The organism is Gluconobacter cerinus (assembly GCF_025961355.1).
Taxonomy (GTDB): domain Bacteria; phylum Pseudomonadota; class Alphaproteobacteria; order Acetobacterales; family Acetobacteraceae; genus Gluconobacter; species Gluconobacter cerinus.
On sequence record NZ_JAOQNM010000001.1, the window covers coordinates 1,243,579 to 1,260,000 of the forward strand.

Here is a 16,422-nt window from a genome sequence, read left to right on the forward strand (position 1 = left end):
TTCTTGGATGTTAATTCCCGTTTCGAGATTTGATCTCGGGTGACGCTCGGACATAAAAAAAGCGGTCCGAAGACCGCTTTCCAATCCTTATTCGTGGATCGTATCCAGATCGCCGAACCGGGTATACTCTCCCTCAAAGTACAACTGGACCATTCCAGTCGGACCATGTCGCTGCTTCTCAAGAATTAACTCAGCCTTGTTATGCACAAGGGCCATTTTCCGCTGCCACTCTTCAGTCGCTGCCTGAAACTTCTCGTTGCTATCGTATGCACTATCTTTGGGCATCCGCTGCTGCAGATAATACTCATCACGATACACAAACATCACAGCATCCGCGTCCTGCTCAATAGAGCCAGACTCACGAAGATCCGACAGCATCGGTCGCTTATCTTCGCGGGATTCAACCTGACGAGACAGCTGAGACAATGCGATAACCGGCACTGACAGCTCTTTCGCAATTGCTTTCAGGCCCTGTGTAATCATTGAAATTTCCAACACACGACTGTCAGGCTTGGTCCCAATCGCCGGACGCATCAATTGCAGATAATCCACAACTACCAAGCTTAACCCCTGCGTTCGCGCCAACCTCCGGCATCGCGTCCTCATCGCAGAAAGCGAAATAGCCGGCGTATCGTCAATGTAAAGTGGCAGCTTCTGCAATTCACGAGACACCCGGACAAACCGATCAAACTCTTTCTGTCCGATATCACCACGACGAATTTTTTCACCCGATACTTCTGCCTCGCCAGACAGAATACGCGTCGCCAACTGTTCAGATGACATTTCAAGAGAGAAGATAGCGACGGAGCCGTGAGGCTTTTCTCCACGCTCTTCAGCGTCTCTCATGATCGAGCGCGCCGCCGAGAACGCAATTTTTGTTGCCAGCGCCGTCTTTCCCATGGCCGGACGCCCAGCGAGAATCAAAAGATCAGACGGATGCAACCCACCCGTCCTTTTATCCAGATCTCGCAGTCCGGACGTCAGGCCAACAACATCGCCCGTCCGTAGAAATGCCTTCTCAGCAACATCAATAGCTCCCGTAAGGGCTTTGCCGAACGAGACAAACCCGCCTTCTTGACCACGTTCAGTCGCAAGTTTGAACAACGCCTCTTCAGAAGCCGCAATCTGATCACTACCATCCAGATCAGGGCGCGCTCCAAAAGCATTGTTTACAACTGTCTCTCCGATATCGATGAGCTGACGCCGGACCCATGCATCGTGAACAACACGACCATAATCCCCGGCATTGACGATCCCCACCATAGCGGTCAGAAGTTTGGCGAGATACGCAGGTCCGCCCGCAGCATCCAGCACACCCGTGTGCTCGAATTCGGCCTTCATCGTAACGGGGTCAGCCAACTGGCCACGCTCAATGCGGCGGGCCACAGCTTCATAAATCCGACCATTCACCGAGTCGGCAAAATGCTCGGGCTCCAGAAAATCCGAGACCCGCTCATAGGCCTTGTTATTTGTCAGGATAGCTCCGAGAAGCGCCTGCTCTGCCGCGATATTCGCTGGCGGAGAACGACGCAGGAGCGCGCCTAGCCCCCCATCATCAGAGGACGCGTCAGACGCAGCTGGAGAGGGAAAGGATTCGATCATAGTCACGCCAGTCTTTTACCATCAGCATCCTCCAGAAGCAGCGTCTCAATGTGCATCTCCTGCCGAGACAAAACGTTTTCAGTCCTGTCAGCCTCTCAATCGCTACATCAGGACGCGGGACATGATCTCAAAAGAGAAGTTCTACGACAGCCTTAAGAACGCCAGTCCGCCCACCGGCCTGTCTCTTCCTCAAACAGCCCTTTGGTGGATTGGAAAACAGAATTGGGCCAAAGCACACGAACTGGTGCAATCAGCCGAAGGCATACGACCCAACGACCGTATTCACGCCCTTCTTCACCGACAGGAAGGAGATCTGGCCAACGCCCGCTACTGGTATTCCAGAGCGGATGCGAGGATGCCGGACCAGACCATTATGCAGGAATGGGATGATCTGGTCCGACAGAATTTTGCTCAGACGGAAACCCAGCCATCCTGAGCAAGAGCAACGCCTGCAAGATAAAGACTACCGCAAATCAGCACGCGTGCGGGCTCTTGCCCACTTTCGGCCAAACGCTCCAAAGCTTTGACAATCGTCGGCCCAGCGATTGCGATTCCCCCGGACGCAGCAACAAGCTCCTCCACAGGCGTGGCAAGATGCTGGTCAACTTCCGCCACAGCCTGAACACTTGCTGCCCGCGCCAAGAGGGGCTTGAGAAATCCACTCACGTCCTTGCTCTGCTTGACCCCGGCAATGATGTGAACAGGTCGATCCTTCCAACCATCAAGCACCTCCCCCAGCACCTCACCTGCACCAGGGTTATGGCCACCGTCCAGATAAAGCTCCCACCCAGCTGGCAGCATAGCAGCAAGCGTTCCATGCAATCGCTGTAACCGGGCAGGCCAGTCAGTTCTGGCAATACCCTCATACGCACTCAACGGGATATTCAACCCAGACACCCGTAAAGCCGCAATCGCAAGAGCTGCATTTGTTGCCTGATGGGGCCCCTTCAAACCCGGCAAGGGCAATTCAAGGCTACCTTGCGGGTCAGAATAATGCAGCTTTAGACCATCCACCCGAACGTGCACATTTTGTCCTAGGCTCCACAGAGGCGCCTTCAATGCCTCCGCATGCGACCGAATGGCATTCAACGCTTCTGGAGCCTGCGGAGAGACAACGACGGGCACACCAGCCTTGATAATCCCAGCTTTTTCACCAGCAATAGCCTCCAGCGTTTCTCCCAGAAAGGCCTGATGATCCAGACTGATCGTCGTGATGGCACACGCAGCAGGCTTAGGAACCACATTTGTGGCATCCAGCCGTCCACCGAGACCCACTTCAAGAATGACAAGGTCAGCAGGGATGCGAGAGAAAAGAAGAAAACCTGCGGCCGTCAAAACCTCGAAGACGGTAATGGGCGCACCTGCATTAACGCGCTCAACCTCTTCAAAAGCATCCACCAGCGTATCTTCGTCAACCAGCTTCCCTGCCAGACGAAACCGCTCAGTAATGCTCACAAGATGCGGGCTGGTCATCACATGCACGCGGAGACCTGCTGCCTCGGCAATCGCCCGCAGATTAGCGCATGTGCTCCCCTTGCCGTTCGTACCAGCAACATGAATGACTGGCGGCAAGTGCAGTTCGGGATGACCCAGCTTAGCCAGAAGAACTTCCAGCCGCCCAAGAGAAAGATCAATCAGCTTGGGATATAACTGGTGCAACCGGGCAAGAACCTCGCCCGGCCGTCCCTGATATTCACCAGCCAGACGGACCGGCTCCCCCTTCTGGGCACCCATCAGGCAGCGACGTCCGGAGCCGCCTTTTGGCGAGTCAGCATACCAAGGACACGTCCCAGAAGCTCAGGTAGCTCCGAGCGCTTTGCAACAATATCAACCATCCCGTGCTCACGCAGGTACTCGGACCTCTGGAAACCTTCCGGCAGTTTCTCGCGCACGGTGTCCTGAATCACACGAGGACCAGCAAAAGCAATCAGCGCATTCGGCTCAGCAATGTGAATATCACCCAGCATTGCGAAAGACGCTGACACCCCCCCGGTCGTCGGGTTCGTAAAGACCACGATATAGGGCAGACCAGCTTCCTGAAGCATCTGCACGCCAATCGTCGTACGCGGCATCTGCATGAGGCTGACAGCGCCTTCCTGCATACGCGCACCGCCGGAAGCCGTGTAAATCACCAGCGGGGCCTTCTGAAGAACAGCCAAACGACAGGCCGCCACAAAAGCCTCACCCAGACCTGCTCCCATCGTTCCCAACAGGAACTCAGGTGCCATGACGGCCACCACAGCCTTCTGCCCCTGAATTCGGCCATGAGCGACCACAAGCCCCTCATCAAGATGAGACTTGTTTCGCGCGTCCTTCAGACGATCGGTGTAACGTTTGGAATCCTTGAACCCCAACGGATCAACCGGCATCTTCGGCAGCTCGATGGTCGTATATTCGCCACCATCGAACGTCCAGGCCAGACGCTCCTTTGCCGTCGCACGCATATGATGCCCACAATGCGGGCACACCTTCTGGGAGCGCTCCATTTCCTTGACGAGCATCATCTGCCCGCAGGAATCGCAGTTTGTCCAAAGATTATCCGGCACGTCCCGCTGAAGCAGGCCACGCAGCTTGGGTCGGACGTAATCGGTCAGCCAGCTCATGTCGTCTCGTTACTTTCTGCCTGCCTTCGGGACGAAGGCCAGAATGGGAAAAGGCTCTTGTACAGGCCATTCATAATCGCCGCGTTTTAGCGTTGCCAGCACATTTATGCCAGCCTTGCCATACAGAACTGTGCCCAGCCTCGCAAAAATATGGCACCATCTCCCTTAAGGAACAGGCACCGCGATCACCTGCAACCACTGAGCGTCCTCGCGGTTTAATCAGGCAAAATCAGTGAACAGACGGGCCACTGTTCCCGTCCGGAGAAACCCCAATGTCCGACAGTTTCAATACCGTGCAGTTCTCCCCTCAATCAGGCCTGAAACCCGGATGGTTCATCGGCGTGGGAGCCTTCCTGGTCGTCCTGGGGCTTCTGGCAGCCTTTGATGCGATCGCCACAACGCTTGCCAGCATGGTGCTGCTGGGCGTTCTGCTCATCATCGGTGGAATCGCCCAAATCATGCAGAGCTTCGCGCATCGCGGGCTCCCCCTGCCCAACCAGTGGCTTTCCGGCCTGATCGGCGGACTTTACATTCTTGGCGGCCTTCTCCTCATCGAAGAGCCCGCAACCGGATCAGTCTTCATTACGGCTATCCTTGCAGGCTGTCTGATCTTCGCAGGCCTTAGCCGTGCCTTCTGGGCCGCCGGGCACCGCACAACAGGTGGCTGGGGCCTCCTCGCCGTCAGTGGCGTCTTCACGCTCCTGATCGGCATCCTTCTCTACATGACACTGCCGTGGTCAGGCCTGTGGCTAATCGGAACCCTGATTGCCATCGAGCTTCTGATGGCTGGGGCATCTGCCATTCTTTTTGGCATGTCACTGCGCAATCGCACGTGATCAGACTGCAAATAAAAAGAGCGCATCAGAGAAACCCCTGATGCGCTCCAAATTCACCACCCGAAACAGGTTTCAACCCCGAACGGCCGCAGACAACTCAATAAGCTGCTTCAATACGGATGGAACCGTCTTTTCCGTCGCCTGCCCCTCAGACAACGTTCCCGCCATCGTCTTGATCAAAGCAGACGCCACAACAGCCGCATCCCCAATCCGGGATGCCGCCCGCGCCTGCTCAGGCGTCGAAATCCCGAACCCGATCGCAACCGGCAGATCCGTCGCTTCCCGAATCTTCGGAAGAGCTTCCTCAAGCTGCGCCTGGCTGGCACTGCCCGTCCCCGTGATCCCCGTGATGCTCACATAATACACGAATCCAGACGCATCTTTCAGCACATGGAACAGACGCGTCCGGGACGTCGTCGGCGCCACGAGAGAAATGATATCCAGCCCAGCGGCCCGCGCATGGGCATCCAGCAGATCCGCCTCTTCCGTCGGCATATCCACGACAATGATGCCATCCACACCCGCCTGAACCGCATCAAAGCAGAATTCCGCTGGCCCGTAGCTATCAATCGGGTTCAGATATCCCATCAGAATAATCGGCGTCTCGGCATCGGTCTCCCGGAAAGACCGAACCATCTCCAGAACGCCACCCAACGTCGCCCCAGCCTTCAGCCCCCGCAGTGCCGCAGCCTGAATCGTCGGACCGTCCGCTGAAGGATCGGAGAACGGCACGCCAATCTCGATCAGATCCGCCCCTGCAGCCGGCATCGCCTTCAGCAGCTCCAGCGAGGTCTCATAATCCGGATCAAACGCCTGAAGATACGGAATCAGTGCACCCCGTCCCTCCGTCTTGAGGGCTTCAAAACGGGCTTTGATACGGCTCACAGGTTCACTCCCAGATGGCTCGCCACAGTGAAGATATCCTTGTCTCCACGGCCAGAGACGTTCAGCACGATGATCTTGTCCTTCGGCATCTCCGGCGCAATCTTCATGACATGCGCCAGTCCATGGGCGCATTCGAGAGCCGGAATAATGCCTTCCGTCCGCGTCAGAAGCTGGAACGCATCCAGAGCCTCCTGATCCGTCACACCAACATACTCGGCACGGCCAATATCATTCAGCCAGGAATGCTCCGGCCCAATCCCCGGATAATCCAGCCCCGCACTGATCGAATGCGCCTCTTCGATCTGACCATGCTTGTCCTGAAGCAGATACGTCCGGTTGCCATGGAGCACTCCCGAACGCCCACGGGAAATAGATGCCGCCGTCTTGCCAGAATCCAGTCCCAGCCCGGCAGCCTCCACACCAATCAGACGCACATCCGCATCATCAAGGAACGGATGGAAAATCCCCATTGCGTTTGAGCCGCCGCCAATGGCCGCAACAATCACATCCGGCAGACGCCCCTCAGCCCGGACAATCTGCTCCTTCACTTCCGTACCAATGATGGACTGGAAATCACGAACCATCTCAGGATAAGGATGCGGCCCCGCAACCGTGCCCACCAGGAAATACGTATCCGCCACATTCGCAACCCAGTCGCGCATGGCTTCATTCATAGCATCCTTGAGTGTCCCGGCCCCAGCCGTTACCGGCTTTACCTCTGCCCCAAGCAGATGCATGCGGAAGACGTTGGGCTTCTGGCGCTCAACATCCGTTGCGCCCATGTAAATGACGCATTTCAACCCAAAGAGCGCACAAACCGTCGCCGTCGCCACACCATGCTGACCAGCACCCGTCTCAGCCACAATCCGCGTCTTGCCCATCCGCCGGGCCAGAAGGATCTGCCCCATGACGTTGTTGAGCTTGTGCGAACCTGTGTGGTTCAGCTCCTCACGCTTAAGATAAACCTTCGCACCACCCAGCTCTTCCGTCAGGCGCTTCGCAAACCACAACGGGCTCGGACGGCCAACATAATCCCGGTAATAGTAGTCCAGCTCTTCACGAAACGCTGGGTCAGCCTGCGTCGCGCGATACGCCTCCTCCAGTTCAAGAACCAGAGGCATCAGCGTTTCCGCAACAAAGCGTCCACCGAAGACGCCAAACCGGCCACGCTCGTCCGGTCCGGAACGCAGGGAGTTAGACAAAGAAGATGAAGGGGTCGTCATACCGGGCTCTGTTCCGCTTAAAGGGCTGACCAGCGATACCAAGGCCAGACGGGAACGTCCATCCACACCATTTTCAAGAAACCACCCTTACCGAATTCTCGGCAGCCCCCTTGCACAGAGCGCATCCTCAAGACATGAGTCAGAACACCTCCTGCCTCCGACCAAGGATCTTTCTCTGATGCTTCTCGCCCGGCCCGCCGGCACACCGGCCCGCGAGATCGGCCCGGACGTCGATATCAATGCCACGAACTGGATTGACCTCATCAATCCAACACATGATGAAATCACAAAAGCCGAGACACTCCTTGGGGTGCACATTCCCAAACTGGAAGAGCTGGAAGAGATCGAAAGCTCATCCCGCCACTATGAACGGGATAACTGCCTCTACCTCTCCACCCCCCTTGTACGCCGTGCGGATGACGTCTCGTTTTCCAAACCCGTCGGTTTCATCCTGACGGAAAAGAGAATCATCACGGTCCGCTATACGGATTATTTCGCATTTGATCTCGTAGGGGGAAAGCTGGCTGAATACCCTGCAGGCAAGGTCTCGCCGTCTTCAACGGAACTACTGGTTGAACTGCTCGAAGAGATCATCAACCGCCTGGCTGATATCCTCGAAGGCCTGGGGCGCACTCTCGACACCATTTCCCGCCGCGTCTTCAACGCCGAGCAACCGCGCGATCGCGCACGCGTGGGCGCCATGCTTCGCGAAACCCTGCGCCGCCTTGGATATGCCGGAGACCTAGCCTCAACAGTCCGGGACAGTCTCCTCGGCATCGACCGTGTTCGTATCTATCTGGAAGATTACATCAGCCAAAGCCTGCAAAAGGCCAAGGATCAGGGCACGTCTCCCCTTCCCGCCAGAGATACTGCTGGGAAATCACCAACGCCGGCTGACACATTCAAATCCCGCCTCAAAGTCGCAGGCCGCGACATCGCCTCCCTGAGCGACTTCGATGCCCAGATCGTCAGCAAGGTCCAGTTCCTTCTGGATGCGACGTTGGGCTTTATCAGCATCGAGCAAAACGACGGCATGAAAGTCCTCACCGTCGCCAGCTCAATCGGGATCATGCCAACGCTGATCGCAGGCATCTACGGCATGAACTTCAAGGACATGCCGGAGCTTACTTGGAAATATGGCTACCCTTACGGCCTTACCTTGATGGTTTTATCCACCATCCTGCCGCTCTTCTGGTTCTGGCGCCGTGGATGGTTCGGAACCCGTTAGGAGTCTTCTTCAATCCGCAGGCCGCCCTCAACAGGACGAAAAGGCAGCACAGATCGCTGATATGCTACCGGGAAACGATGAAGCTGTTTTTCCCACAGCTCCACGTCACTTCCCTCCGGCAAAACGACGTTGTCTACGCCACACCGCTTGAGGAAAGCCGCCTGATCTGGAAGGACGTGCCCTTCCGCACGAATCTCTCCCGAAAAGCGGAGGTACTCCCGCAATTCCCGCGCCTGCGTAAACACACGCCCATCACGGAAGATCGGAAAGCGCAAAACAACCAGTTCAAGCCGGTTGAGATACGGTTTCAGCGCCGTCGCATCATCAGCAATATCCAGAAGAACAGCACGTGCTTCCGTATTCTCTGCCAACTCTGAAAGCGTTACTAATGCCTCATGAAACTTGGCGGGACGCTCGTTCAGCTCAAACAGTTTCATAAGCTGCCTCCTTGAAAGGGACGTCCCCGAGTCGATCCAACGTATCGAGAAACGTCTCGCCCCTCTGCCTTATACCAAGGTAGCAATCCACCAGCCGGGCAATCGCATCAACCGTATCGTCCTCCGGAAGCGCTGGCCCGAGAATGGTTCCAATGGAGGCCCCGTTCTCTGCCCGGCCGCCCAACGTAATCTGGAAGAACTCTTCCCCGCGCTTGTCCACACCCAGCAAGCCAATATGACCCGCATGATGATGGCCACATGCATTAATGCAGCCTGAAATATTGATCCGTAGCGCGCCGATTTCTGCCTGCAAGGTGGCATCCCCAAAACGAGCACCCAGCTTCTGGGCAATCGGGATGGAACGTGCATTTGCCAGAGCGCAGTAATCCAGCCCTGGGCATGCCACGATGTCACCGATCAGACCAATGTTGGCAGATGCCAAGTCCACTTCTTTCAGAGCTTGCCACAGATCATACAGCCGATCCTGTCGAACATGCCCCAGAACAATGTTCTGAAGATGCGTAATCCGCAGTTCGCCAAAGGAATATGCGTCAGCCAAATCGGCCAGACGGTCCATCTGGGCAGACGTGGCATCTCCCGGAATTCCCCCGGCAGGCTTGAGCGAAACAACCGCTATAATATGACCCACATCACGGTGCGGATGCGTATTGCTTCGAACCCAGAGATCAAACTCCGGATTAGCCGCACGTCTGGCTGAGAGCTCCTGAGAGGCGTTATCCGGGGCTGAGAGTTCCGGAACAGCAAAACGCGCACGGATCGCATCCACCATTTCAGGCGTCAGACGGTAATGTTCCAGATCCATCTGCTGCAACTCAGCGTCGACAGCCTCACGATAAGCGTCAATGCCCAGAGCCTGAACCAGAATCTTGATCCGTGCCTTGTAAATATTGTCGCGGCGTCCATGCGCATTATAGACACGGACAATCGCTTCGAGCGTTGCAAGCAGGCGCTCTTCAGGCACGGCGTCAAATATCTCCTGCCCGATAATGGGGGTGCGGCCCAAGCCTCCTCCCACAAAGATCCGGAAGACAGGACGCCCGTCCGCGCCACTGCGAGCCAGAATTCCAATGTCATGGAAACGAGCCGCAACCCGGTCATTCGGACTGCCAGAAATAGCAATCTTGAATTTCCGCGGCAAAAACGTGAATTCGGGATGCAATGTGGACCACTGGCGCAGAATTTCCGCATGAACACGCGGATCCACGACTTCATCCGCAGCAGCACCCGAAAATTCGTCCGACGTCACATTCCGGATGCAGTTTCCGCTGGTCTGAATGGCATGCATGTCCACCTTCGCCAGATCGCGCAGAATGTCTGGAGTTTCTTCCAGCTTTATCCAGTTAAACTGAATATTCTGACGCGTGGTAAAGTGCCCATAATCACGATCGTACCGACGCGCGATATGCGCGAACATCCGCATCTGCTGACTGTCGATCGTTCCGTAAGGAATAGCGACCCGCAACATGTAAGCGTGAAGCTGAAGATACAGACCATTCATCAGCCGCAGCGGCTTGAATTCGTCTTCACTCAAGCTTCCATCGATACGGCGAGTTACCTGCCCGGAAAACTCGTCGATGCGAGCGGCCAGAAAATCGCGGTCAATCTGATCGTATTGGTAATGGCCAACAGGAGCGTTCATTGCCCGGCCTCCACTGAAAATTCCGGATGTACAGTTGGACCATGCGCACGGATTCGCTCACGCACCGTCACAGGTTCCGGAGGATCAACGTCGCGTACAGCCACTTCATATACACCTACGACACCATCCTGCTGGGCACGCGCCTGCGCTCCCTCAAGAACATCGCTCACGGCGTCAGCATCCAGTTTTTCCGCTGCCCCAACTCGAGCCGCCCAATGTCCATCATGATCGCGCCAGACGATTCTTCCGTCCAGAAGGCGATTAGCCGTCAAAACAAGCTTCTCACCTGCTCCAACACGAACTGGTCGTTTCATAATGCCCTCCGCAGGAACGAAACTGACATAGGATAAACCATCAACTCGCAGGTTTCCCCTCGCATGACGTCAAAAGAAACTCCGAAGACCTTCTCAACGTAATGCAGCGAATGAAAAAGGACTGAGCGTAGCAACGAAAAATTCACCATAACGGACCAAATAATGATCCATTATGGTGAATTCTCCAACCTCAATCAGCAAATTTTAGTGATAATTTTTTATAACTATATTTTTTAGTTATATTGAGAAGGAGATAGGAGCTCGATTAGGTCGCTGCATTCCCGCTTCCTCAGCCTGACGCAACAACCCTTCCAAGGTCACAGCTTCCATTTTTTTGGCTAGCTCAACATTCATTGAAGCCCAAAAAGGTTCAAGAACCTTCTCTATTAACGGATTGGCTGCTTCACCATCCGGGGCATGCTCTTCTGTAACGGCCTGAACAATTTCATGCACGGTAATCGTCCGCGGCGGACGGCCCAACCGATAACCGCCTTTGGGGCCCCGCACACTATCCAGAAGCTTTTCTCTTGAAAGAGCCTGAAGAACAGGCTCAATCCCGCGACGCAACATGTTACCCCGCTTGGCAATATCCGCGCCACTCACCACACCGGAACGCCCCGCGTGAAAAGCAACATCCAACATGATTGAAACAGCTGTCAGGGCACGATCGCGGCGGAGATACATGAATTTTCCGAATTCAACGCAAAAGAAAGGGCACTTGAACAACTTGCGATGCTCATTCGTGTATTTGGGTCTTTCAAACAGCCCTGTCAATCATTGAAACGGGATTACAGCTCCAATCGGATGACTCTACTCCACATATTCGCGATAATATCGTCCGCCGAGAGAGGTCAAAATTTCATATCCGATAGTTCCCGCAGATGCGGCCACATCATCAACGCTTCTGCGTGGCCCGATCAAATCAACATACATATCTGCATGCAGCTGAGATTCCGGAACGGCTGACACATCCAAGGCCAGGGAATCCATAGAAACACGCCCTACAATAGGGAGCGCGATATCTCCCAGCCACGCACAACCTGTCCCGCTATTATGCCTGGAAAAACCATCTGCATATCCCACGGCCACCGTCGCAATACGGCGCGGTTTCTCTGGACGATAGGTCAAGCCGTACCCAACAGCATCGCCTACCCCCACATCCCGCAATTGAAGAACACGGGCATGAAGAGAAACAACCTGCTGCAAGGGATTAGGCAGTTCAGCATTAGGAGCGATTCCATAGAGAGCCGCGCCAGGCCGAACCAAATCCATATGGTAATCCGTACCTAGGAATATCCCCGAAGAAGCCGAGAGGCTCAAATGGGCTTCCGGCATTAAGGCCGCCATATCCCGAAATCTTTGGCGCTGGATTTGGTTGGCTGCACTGGCTGGATCGTCCGCACAAGCCAAGTGACTCATCACCAACCCAAGACTGATACCGTCCAAAAGAGTTTGATCATCAGAAAGCTTCCTGACATCCGCCCATGAGAGACCAAAGCGGGACATCCCACTATCCAGCTGGATAACAGCCTCCAGCACAGCCCCCTCTCGCGCAGCCTCGCGTTTCCAAAGATCTATTTGTTCAAGACTGTTGAGAACAGGCCGAAGTCCGAAATAGACACACTCAGCTGCCGCCCCCGGCCGTGGGCCATGCAAAACCGTAATCCGCGTCTCGGGTGAGACGATCTGACGCAGAGCGATTCCTTCATCAACATGAGCAACAAAGAATTCTTTTGCGCCTTCCCGTTCAAGAATAGGTGCCACTTGCTCAGCACCCAGCCCATAGGCGTCCGCTTTCACAACAGCGGCACAAACTGCCGTTCCCACCCTATCCCTCAAAAAGCGATAGTTTTTGGCTATAGCTTTGAGATCAACCGTAAGAGTGGCACCCGCCCGGGAGGCAGGCCAAAGGTGAGGAGCTGATAAGATCGTCATACGTCACCCTATCGCAAATCGAAATGAAATTTCCTGCATAAATTCAGCATATTCTTCAGTCTTAAACGTTATATATGCAGCATATAACCAAGGAAGACGGAAAATTGTGACATGATCTTCGATCGCACTACCGAATCCATTCTTCGCCTTCTGCAACATGACGGTCGTATGAGCAATGCAGACCTCGCGGAACGCGTCGGTCTTTCACCCTCAGCATGCCTGAGACGTGTCAAAATGCTTGAAGAGAAAGGCGTCATCCGAGGTTATCATGCCGTCATCGACGATCGGTCTGTACATAACCTGACAACAGTCATTGTACAGATAACCTTGGAGCGCCTGACGGACGAAGCTCTAAGACGCTTTGAAGCCCGCATTAAGGAATGCGCCGACATTCGTGAGTGCTACCTGATGACTGGTGAAGCAGACTATCTTCTGCATGTGGCAGCCCGGGACTTGGCAGACTACGAACGCATCCACAAAGAAGAACTCTCTCGCCTTCCTGGTGTAATCCGCATTCACAGTAACTTCGCCATCAGGCCAGTTGTGCAGCGTTGGAGCACTCAGAACATAGGCCAGACAACATAAGGAGATTTTAATCGAACTGCATTTGCGAACCAATCTCATTTGGCGTATAGAAAATTATTGCCTCATGATAGGACGCCACGAGCAGCTCATGATCATTTGTTCATGTAACGCACTTTCCCACAAAGACGTTGAGTCGGCGATTGATGCCGGAGCATCCCGACCCTCGGAAATTTACACTGCCAGGAAGTGCCGTGCTCAATGTGGGAACTGCGTTCCAGGAATGGTTTGCCTCTTAAAACAAGCCATTCAGGAGCGGAGAAATGTCGGTCTGGCAAATACGAATATCGCACAGACAACAACACAAAACGTGTACTGCTAATTTAAAGCAAAAAAAATGCCCGGGATTTCCGGGCATTTTCAAAGAACTTAGTCTTGATCAGGTGCTGCGGCAGAATTTGTTTGAATGTACCGCTCAATTCCGACCTGCTTAATCAGGTCAAACTGACGGTCAATAAAGTCTTCATGTTCTTCTTCATTCACAAGAATCTTAAGAAGAAGGTCGCGAGAAACATAATCTCGTACGCTCTCACAATACGCGATACCTTCACGAAGATCTTCAAGAGCTTTCTTCTCAAGCTTCAGATCACATTCGAGAATTTCTTCAACGCTCTGCCCAATCAAAATTTGATTTAGCCGCTGAACATTGGGCAAACCACCCAAGAAAAGAATGCGCTCGATCAGCCAATCGGCATGATGCATTTCTTCAATGGATTCTTCGTATTCTTTCTTACCGAGTAGCGTCACACCCCAGTGGCGCAACGTACGTGCGTGCAAGAAATACTGATTGATGGCCGTTAACTCGTTGGTCAACTGCGTGTTCAGATGCTCGATGACTTTAGGGTCTTTAATCGCCACGGGATAATCCTCTTCGTTATCTTGATTCGCCATCCATACACCAAAAGAAAGTAGATAACAAAAAATAGTTCAATATAACTGTTGATAAAAATAATATACATTCTCATTTGGAATTTTTTATCCATAAAAACCAAATAATTAATCTTACTTACTAAAAAGTTTATAATAGTATTGTACATTTACACCTTTAATTCGTAGTATATGTGTATAAATTACATTTATAAAATAATTTGAAGATATTTTTATTATTCCTTAAATTTAATCTAATTTTTCCATTTATTTTCTGGAGCACCAAAGAAAATCATAATTCCGATGCTAAAGATTGATCATTTTATAATTCATCTCGATATTAAAAATAACTGCACTGAAATCAAATCGATCCTATCTGTAGCCACATTGAACCGTATCCGGCCCTTCAGGCGGGCACGGATTTTTCTAATCTTCAGACTAGGCATAGGGCTCATATCCAGAACATGACGGTTGCGACGCGGCGAATGGCTGAGAAGAAGACATGCGGGGATCTGTCGTAGCGGCGGGGTACGACCCGCCGCCAGTCCTTAAGCCTTCCGAACATGATTTCGATGCGGTTGCGGCGCTTGTATTTCTGCCTGTTGTATTTGACAGGTCTCTCGCGAGATCTTCGTCCTGGAATGCAGGGTTTTATGCTGCCTTTCTCTTCCAGGGCATCCCTGAAATTGTGCATCAGAAAGGCTGCCCAGCAGGGCAGCGGCACCTGTTCAGGCGATCCGGATCCCTTTTTTAGCCCCAGCCTCGAAGCCATCTGGCATTCTAGATGTAGCTATATTTTTCAACCGATTGGTGGTTCGGGTCTTCGAGTGATTTGTGGTGTGATTGAGTAGTCTGGAACGCAGAAAGCCACCCTGGAGGGTGGCTTTTGTGGGTCCTGGACAGGACTTATTATATGGTTGCGGGGGTAGGATTTGAACCTACGGCCTTCAGGTTATGAGCCTGACGAGCTACCGGGCTGCTCCACCCCGCGGTGGTATTGGTGATGTTGGTATTGTGGGAGTGGTGAGTGGGCTAGGGGACCTGGCGGCGACCGACTTTTCCGCACCTTGAGGTGCAGTATCATAGGCGCTGAGGGATTTCACGGCCGAGTTCGGGAAGGGATCGGGTGTAGGGCCCTCGCAATGGCCACCAGGTCTTCTAGCCCACCCAGTCTTTTTGAGAGTGGGTGGAGGTTGGTGTTTTATGAGTGTGGCTGATTTCTGTGCATGTGTTTGATGTGAGAAGTATGAGCGATTAGGACCGGTTAGCTGCATGCATTACTGCACTTTCACACCCGGCCTATCAACGTGATGGTCTGTCACGGCTCTATGAGACCTCGTTTTGAGGTGGGTTTCCCGCTTAGATGCTTTCAGCGGTTATCCCGTCCACACTTAGCTACCCGGCTGTGCCACTGGCGTGACAACCGGTGCACCAGAGGTATGTTCATCCCGGTCCTCTCGTACTAGGGACAAATCCTCTCAAGTCTCTTACACCCACGGCAGATAGGGACCGAACTGTCTCACGACGTTCTAAACCCAGCTCACGTACCACTTTAATCGGCGAACAGCCGAACCCTTGGGACCTGCTCCAGCCCCAGGATGTGATGAGCCGACATCGAGGTGCCAAACCTCCCCGTCGATGTGGACTCTTGGGGGAGATCAGCCTGTTATCCCTAGAGTACCTTTTATCCGTTGAGCGATGGCCCGTCCACGTGGGACCACCGGATCACTATGGCCGACTTTCGTCTCTGCTCGAACTGTCATTCTCGCAGTCAGGCGGGCTTATGCCATTGCACTCGACAGCCGGTTTCCGACCGGCCTGAGCCCACCATCGCGCGCCTCCGTTACACTTTGGGAGGCGACCGCCCCAGTCAAACTGCCCACCATGCAGGGTCCCGGACCAGGCTTACTGGTCTCGGTTAGACATCAGAAAAATTCAGGGTCGTATTTCAAGGGTGGCTCCACCGGTGCTGGCGCCCCGGCTTCAAAGCCTCCGACCTATCCTACACAGGATTTTCCTGATGCCACTGCAAAGCTGCAGTAAAGGTTCATAGGGTCTTTCCGTCTGACCGCGGGTACCCCGCATCTTCACGGGGAATTCAATTTCGCTGAGTCGATGCTGGAGACAGTGGGGAAGTCGTTACGCCATTCGTGCAGGTCGGAACTTACCCGACAAGGAATTTCGCTACCTTAGGACCGTTATAGTTACGGCCGCCGTTTACCGGGGCTTCAATTCAATGCTTGCACATCT

The 16,422-nt window shown here is 53.8% G+C and carries 16 protein-coding genes, 1 tRNA gene, 2 rRNA genes and 1 pseudogene (1 of these 20 only partly in view); 5 read left to right on the forward strand and 15 right to left on the reverse strand.

The window, feature by feature from the left end; genetic code table 11:
- Window positions 1-87 precede the first annotated feature (87 nt).
- Window positions 88-1,602 carry a replicative DNA helicase gene (locus tag M2305_RS05695; protein ID WP_046900301.1) on the reverse strand — a complete coding sequence of 505 codons (1,515 nt, stop codon included), beginning with the start codon at window positions 1,600-1,602 and terminating at the stop codon, window positions 88-90.
- A 121-nt stretch (window positions 1,603-1,723) separates the two neighbouring features.
- On the opposite strand from M2305_RS05695, the gene M2305_RS05700 reads away from it, so the two are divergent.
- Complete coding sequence (locus tag M2305_RS05700) at window positions 1,724-2,038, forward strand: hypothetical protein (RefSeq protein ID WP_211510246.1); 315 nt, start codon at window positions 1,724-1,726, stop codon at window positions 2,036-2,038.
- Here the strand turns inward: M2305_RS05700 and M2305_RS05705 are convergent.
- Window positions 2,014-3,336 carry a bifunctional folylpolyglutamate synthase/dihydrofolate synthase gene (locus tag M2305_RS05705; RefSeq protein WP_264648818.1) on the reverse strand — a complete coding sequence of 441 codons (1,323 nt, stop codon included), beginning with the start codon at window positions 3,334-3,336 and terminating at the stop codon, window positions 2,014-2,016. The genes M2305_RS05700 and M2305_RS05705 overlap by 25 nt on opposite strands.
- Window positions 3,336-4,205 carry an acetyl-CoA carboxylase, carboxyltransferase subunit beta gene (accD, locus tag M2305_RS05710; RefSeq protein WP_086633071.1) on the reverse strand — a complete coding sequence of 290 codons (870 nt, stop codon included), beginning with the start codon at window positions 4,203-4,205 and terminating at the stop codon, window positions 3,336-3,338. The genes M2305_RS05705 and accD overlap by 1 nt, the downstream gene beginning before the upstream one ends.
- 272 nt (window positions 4,206-4,477) lie before the next feature.
- Between accD and M2305_RS05715 the strand changes: the two genes are divergently transcribed.
- A complete protein-coding gene (locus M2305_RS05715; protein ID WP_086633070.1) occupies window positions 4,478-5,041 on the forward strand; it encodes an HdeD family acid-resistance protein in 564 nt (187 codons plus the stop codon).
- Between the two features lie 72 nt (window positions 5,042-5,113).
- Here M2305_RS05715 and trpA read toward each other — a convergent pair whose 3' ends face one another.
- Together trpA and trpB are read right to left on the reverse strand one after the other, a co-directional pair.
- Window positions 5,114-5,926, reverse strand: a complete 813-nt coding sequence (gene trpA / locus M2305_RS05720; protein ID WP_211499128.1) for a tryptophan synthase subunit alpha — start codon at window positions 5,924-5,926, stop codon at window positions 5,114-5,116.
- Window positions 5,923-7,149: a tryptophan synthase subunit beta gene (gene trpB / locus M2305_RS05725; RefSeq protein WP_086633068.1), complete on the reverse strand. Its 1,227-nt coding sequence runs from the start codon at window positions 7,147-7,149 to the stop codon at window positions 5,923-5,925. The genes trpA and trpB overlap by 4 nt, the downstream gene beginning before the upstream one ends.
- Window positions 7,150-7,327: 178 nt before the next feature.
- On the opposite strand from trpB, the gene M2305_RS05730 reads away from it, so the two are divergent.
- Window positions 7,328-8,377 (forward strand): CorA family divalent cation transporter, encoded by a 1,050-nt coding sequence (locus tag M2305_RS05730; protein ID WP_046900308.1) that lies wholly within the window; start codon window positions 7,328-7,330, stop codon window positions 8,375-8,377.
- Here M2305_RS05730 and M2305_RS05735 read toward each other — a convergent pair.
- The 5 genes from M2305_RS05735 to alr form a co-directional block, all read right to left on the reverse strand.
- A complete protein-coding gene (locus M2305_RS05735) occupies window positions 8,374-8,814 on the reverse strand; it encodes a DUF934 domain-containing protein (protein ID WP_086633067.1) in 441 nt (146 codons plus the stop codon). The two genes, M2305_RS05730 and M2305_RS05735, sit on opposite strands and share 4 nt — an antisense overlap.
- On the reverse strand, window positions 8,801-10,474 hold the full coding sequence (locus M2305_RS05740) for a nitrite/sulfite reductase (RefSeq protein WP_264648819.1): 1,674 nt from the start codon (window positions 10,472-10,474) through the stop codon (window positions 8,801-8,803). The genes M2305_RS05735 and M2305_RS05740 overlap by 14 nt, the downstream gene beginning before the upstream one ends.
- Window positions 10,471-10,788 (reverse strand): DUF2849 domain-containing protein, encoded by a 318-nt coding sequence (locus M2305_RS05745; RefSeq protein ID WP_211499131.1) that lies wholly within the window; start codon window positions 10,786-10,788, stop codon window positions 10,471-10,473. The genes M2305_RS05740 and M2305_RS05745 overlap by 4 nt, the downstream gene beginning before the upstream one ends.
- A gap of 237 nt (window positions 10,789-11,025) precedes the next feature.
- A complete protein-coding gene (locus tag M2305_RS05750; RefSeq protein ID WP_064274282.1) occupies window positions 11,026-11,472 on the reverse strand; it encodes an RrF2 family transcriptional regulator in 447 nt (148 codons plus the stop codon).
- 126 nt (window positions 11,473-11,598) lie between these two features.
- Window positions 11,599-12,723 (reverse strand): alanine racemase, encoded by a 1,125-nt coding sequence (alr, locus tag M2305_RS05755; RefSeq protein WP_264648820.1) that lies wholly within the window; start codon window positions 12,721-12,723, stop codon window positions 11,599-11,601.
- A gap of 111 nt (window positions 12,724-12,834) precedes the next feature.
- On the opposite strand from alr, the gene M2305_RS05760 reads away from it, so the two are divergent.
- Both M2305_RS05760 and M2305_RS05765 read left to right on the forward strand, forming a co-directional pair.
- Complete coding sequence (locus M2305_RS05760; protein ID WP_086633062.1) at window positions 12,835-13,308, forward strand: Lrp/AsnC family transcriptional regulator; 474 nt, start codon at window positions 12,835-12,837, stop codon at window positions 13,306-13,308.
- An 88-nt stretch (window positions 13,309-13,396) separates the two neighbouring features.
- The gene (locus tag M2305_RS05765; RefSeq protein ID WP_264649937.1) at window positions 13,397-13,627 is read left to right on the forward strand and encodes a (2Fe-2S)-binding protein; all 231 of its coding nucleotides are present in this window, start codon (window positions 13,397-13,399) and stop codon (window positions 13,625-13,627) included.
- Between the two features lie 47 nt (window positions 13,628-13,674).
- On the opposite strand, the gene bfr is transcribed toward M2305_RS05765, so the two are convergent.
- The 5 genes and pseudogenes from bfr to M2305_RS05790 all read right to left on the reverse strand — a co-directional run.
- Window positions 13,675-14,163: a bacterioferritin gene (bfr, locus tag M2305_RS05770; protein WP_086633061.1), complete on the reverse strand. Its 489-nt coding sequence runs from the start codon at window positions 14,161-14,163 to the stop codon at window positions 13,675-13,677.
- 460 nt (window positions 14,164-14,623) lie between these two features.
- Window positions 14,624-14,900: pseudogene (locus M2305_RS05775) on the reverse strand (transposase); the annotation flags it as partial.
- 186 nt (window positions 14,901-15,086) lie between these two features.
- A tRNA-Met gene (locus M2305_RS05780) sits at window positions 15,087-15,163 on the reverse strand.
- A 48-nt stretch (window positions 15,164-15,211) separates the two neighbouring features.
- Window positions 15,212-15,326 (reverse strand): 5S ribosomal RNA (gene rrf, locus M2305_RS05785).
- A gap of 80 nt (window positions 15,327-15,406) precedes the next feature.
- Window positions 15,407-16,422, reverse strand: a 23S ribosomal RNA gene (locus tag M2305_RS05790) (it continues 1,721 nt past the right edge of the window).

Excerpts from the sequence above, each read along its gene's own strand:
- M2305_RS05695 (WP_046900301.1), bottom strand. The coding sequence starts at position 1,602 with ATGATCGAATCCTTTCCCTCTCCAGCTGCGTCTGACGCGTCCTCTGAT.
- M2305_RS05700 (WP_211510246.1), top strand. The coding sequence starts at position 1,724 with ATGATCTCAAAAGAGAAGTTCTACGACAGCCTTAAGAACGCCAGTCCG.
- M2305_RS05705 (WP_264648818.1), bottom strand. The coding sequence starts at position 3,336 with ATGGGTGCCCAGAAGGGGGAGCCGGTCCGTCTGGCTGGTGAATATCAG.
- accD (WP_086633071.1), bottom strand. The coding sequence starts at position 4,205 with ATGAGCTGGCTGACCGATTACGTCCGACCCAAGCTGCGTGGCCTGCTT.
- M2305_RS05715 (WP_086633070.1), top strand. The coding sequence starts at position 4,478 with ATGTCCGACAGTTTCAATACCGTGCAGTTCTCCCCTCAATCAGGCCTG.
- trpB (WP_086633068.1), bottom strand. The coding sequence starts at position 7,149 with ATGACGACCCCTTCATCTTCTTTGTCTAACTCCCTGCGTTCCGGACCG.
- M2305_RS05730 (WP_046900308.1), top strand. The coding sequence starts at position 7,328 with ATGCTTCTCGCCCGGCCCGCCGGCACACCGGCCCGCGAGATCGGCCCG.
- M2305_RS05735 (WP_086633067.1), bottom strand. The coding sequence starts at position 8,814 with ATGAAACTGTTTGAGCTGAACGAGCGTCCCGCCAAGTTTCATGAGGCA.
- M2305_RS05740 (WP_264648819.1), bottom strand. The coding sequence starts at position 10,474 with ATGAACGCTCCTGTTGGCCATTACCAATACGATCAGATTGACCGCGAT.
- M2305_RS05745 (WP_211499131.1), bottom strand. The coding sequence starts at position 10,788 with ATGAAACGACCAGTTCGTGTTGGAGCAGGTGAGAAGCTTGTTTTGACG.
- M2305_RS05750 (WP_064274282.1), bottom strand. The coding sequence starts at position 11,472 with ATGTATCTCCGCCGCGATCGTGCCCTGACAGCTGTTTCAATCATGTTG.
- alr (WP_264648820.1), bottom strand. The coding sequence starts at position 12,723 with ATGACGATCTTATCAGCTCCTCACCTTTGGCCTGCCTCCCGGGCGGGT.
- M2305_RS05760 (WP_086633062.1), top strand. The coding sequence starts at position 12,835 with ATGATCTTCGATCGCACTACCGAATCCATTCTTCGCCTTCTGCAACAT.
- M2305_RS05765 (WP_264649937.1), top strand. The coding sequence starts at position 13,397 with ATGATCATTTGTTCATGTAACGCACTTTCCCACAAAGACGTTGAGTCG.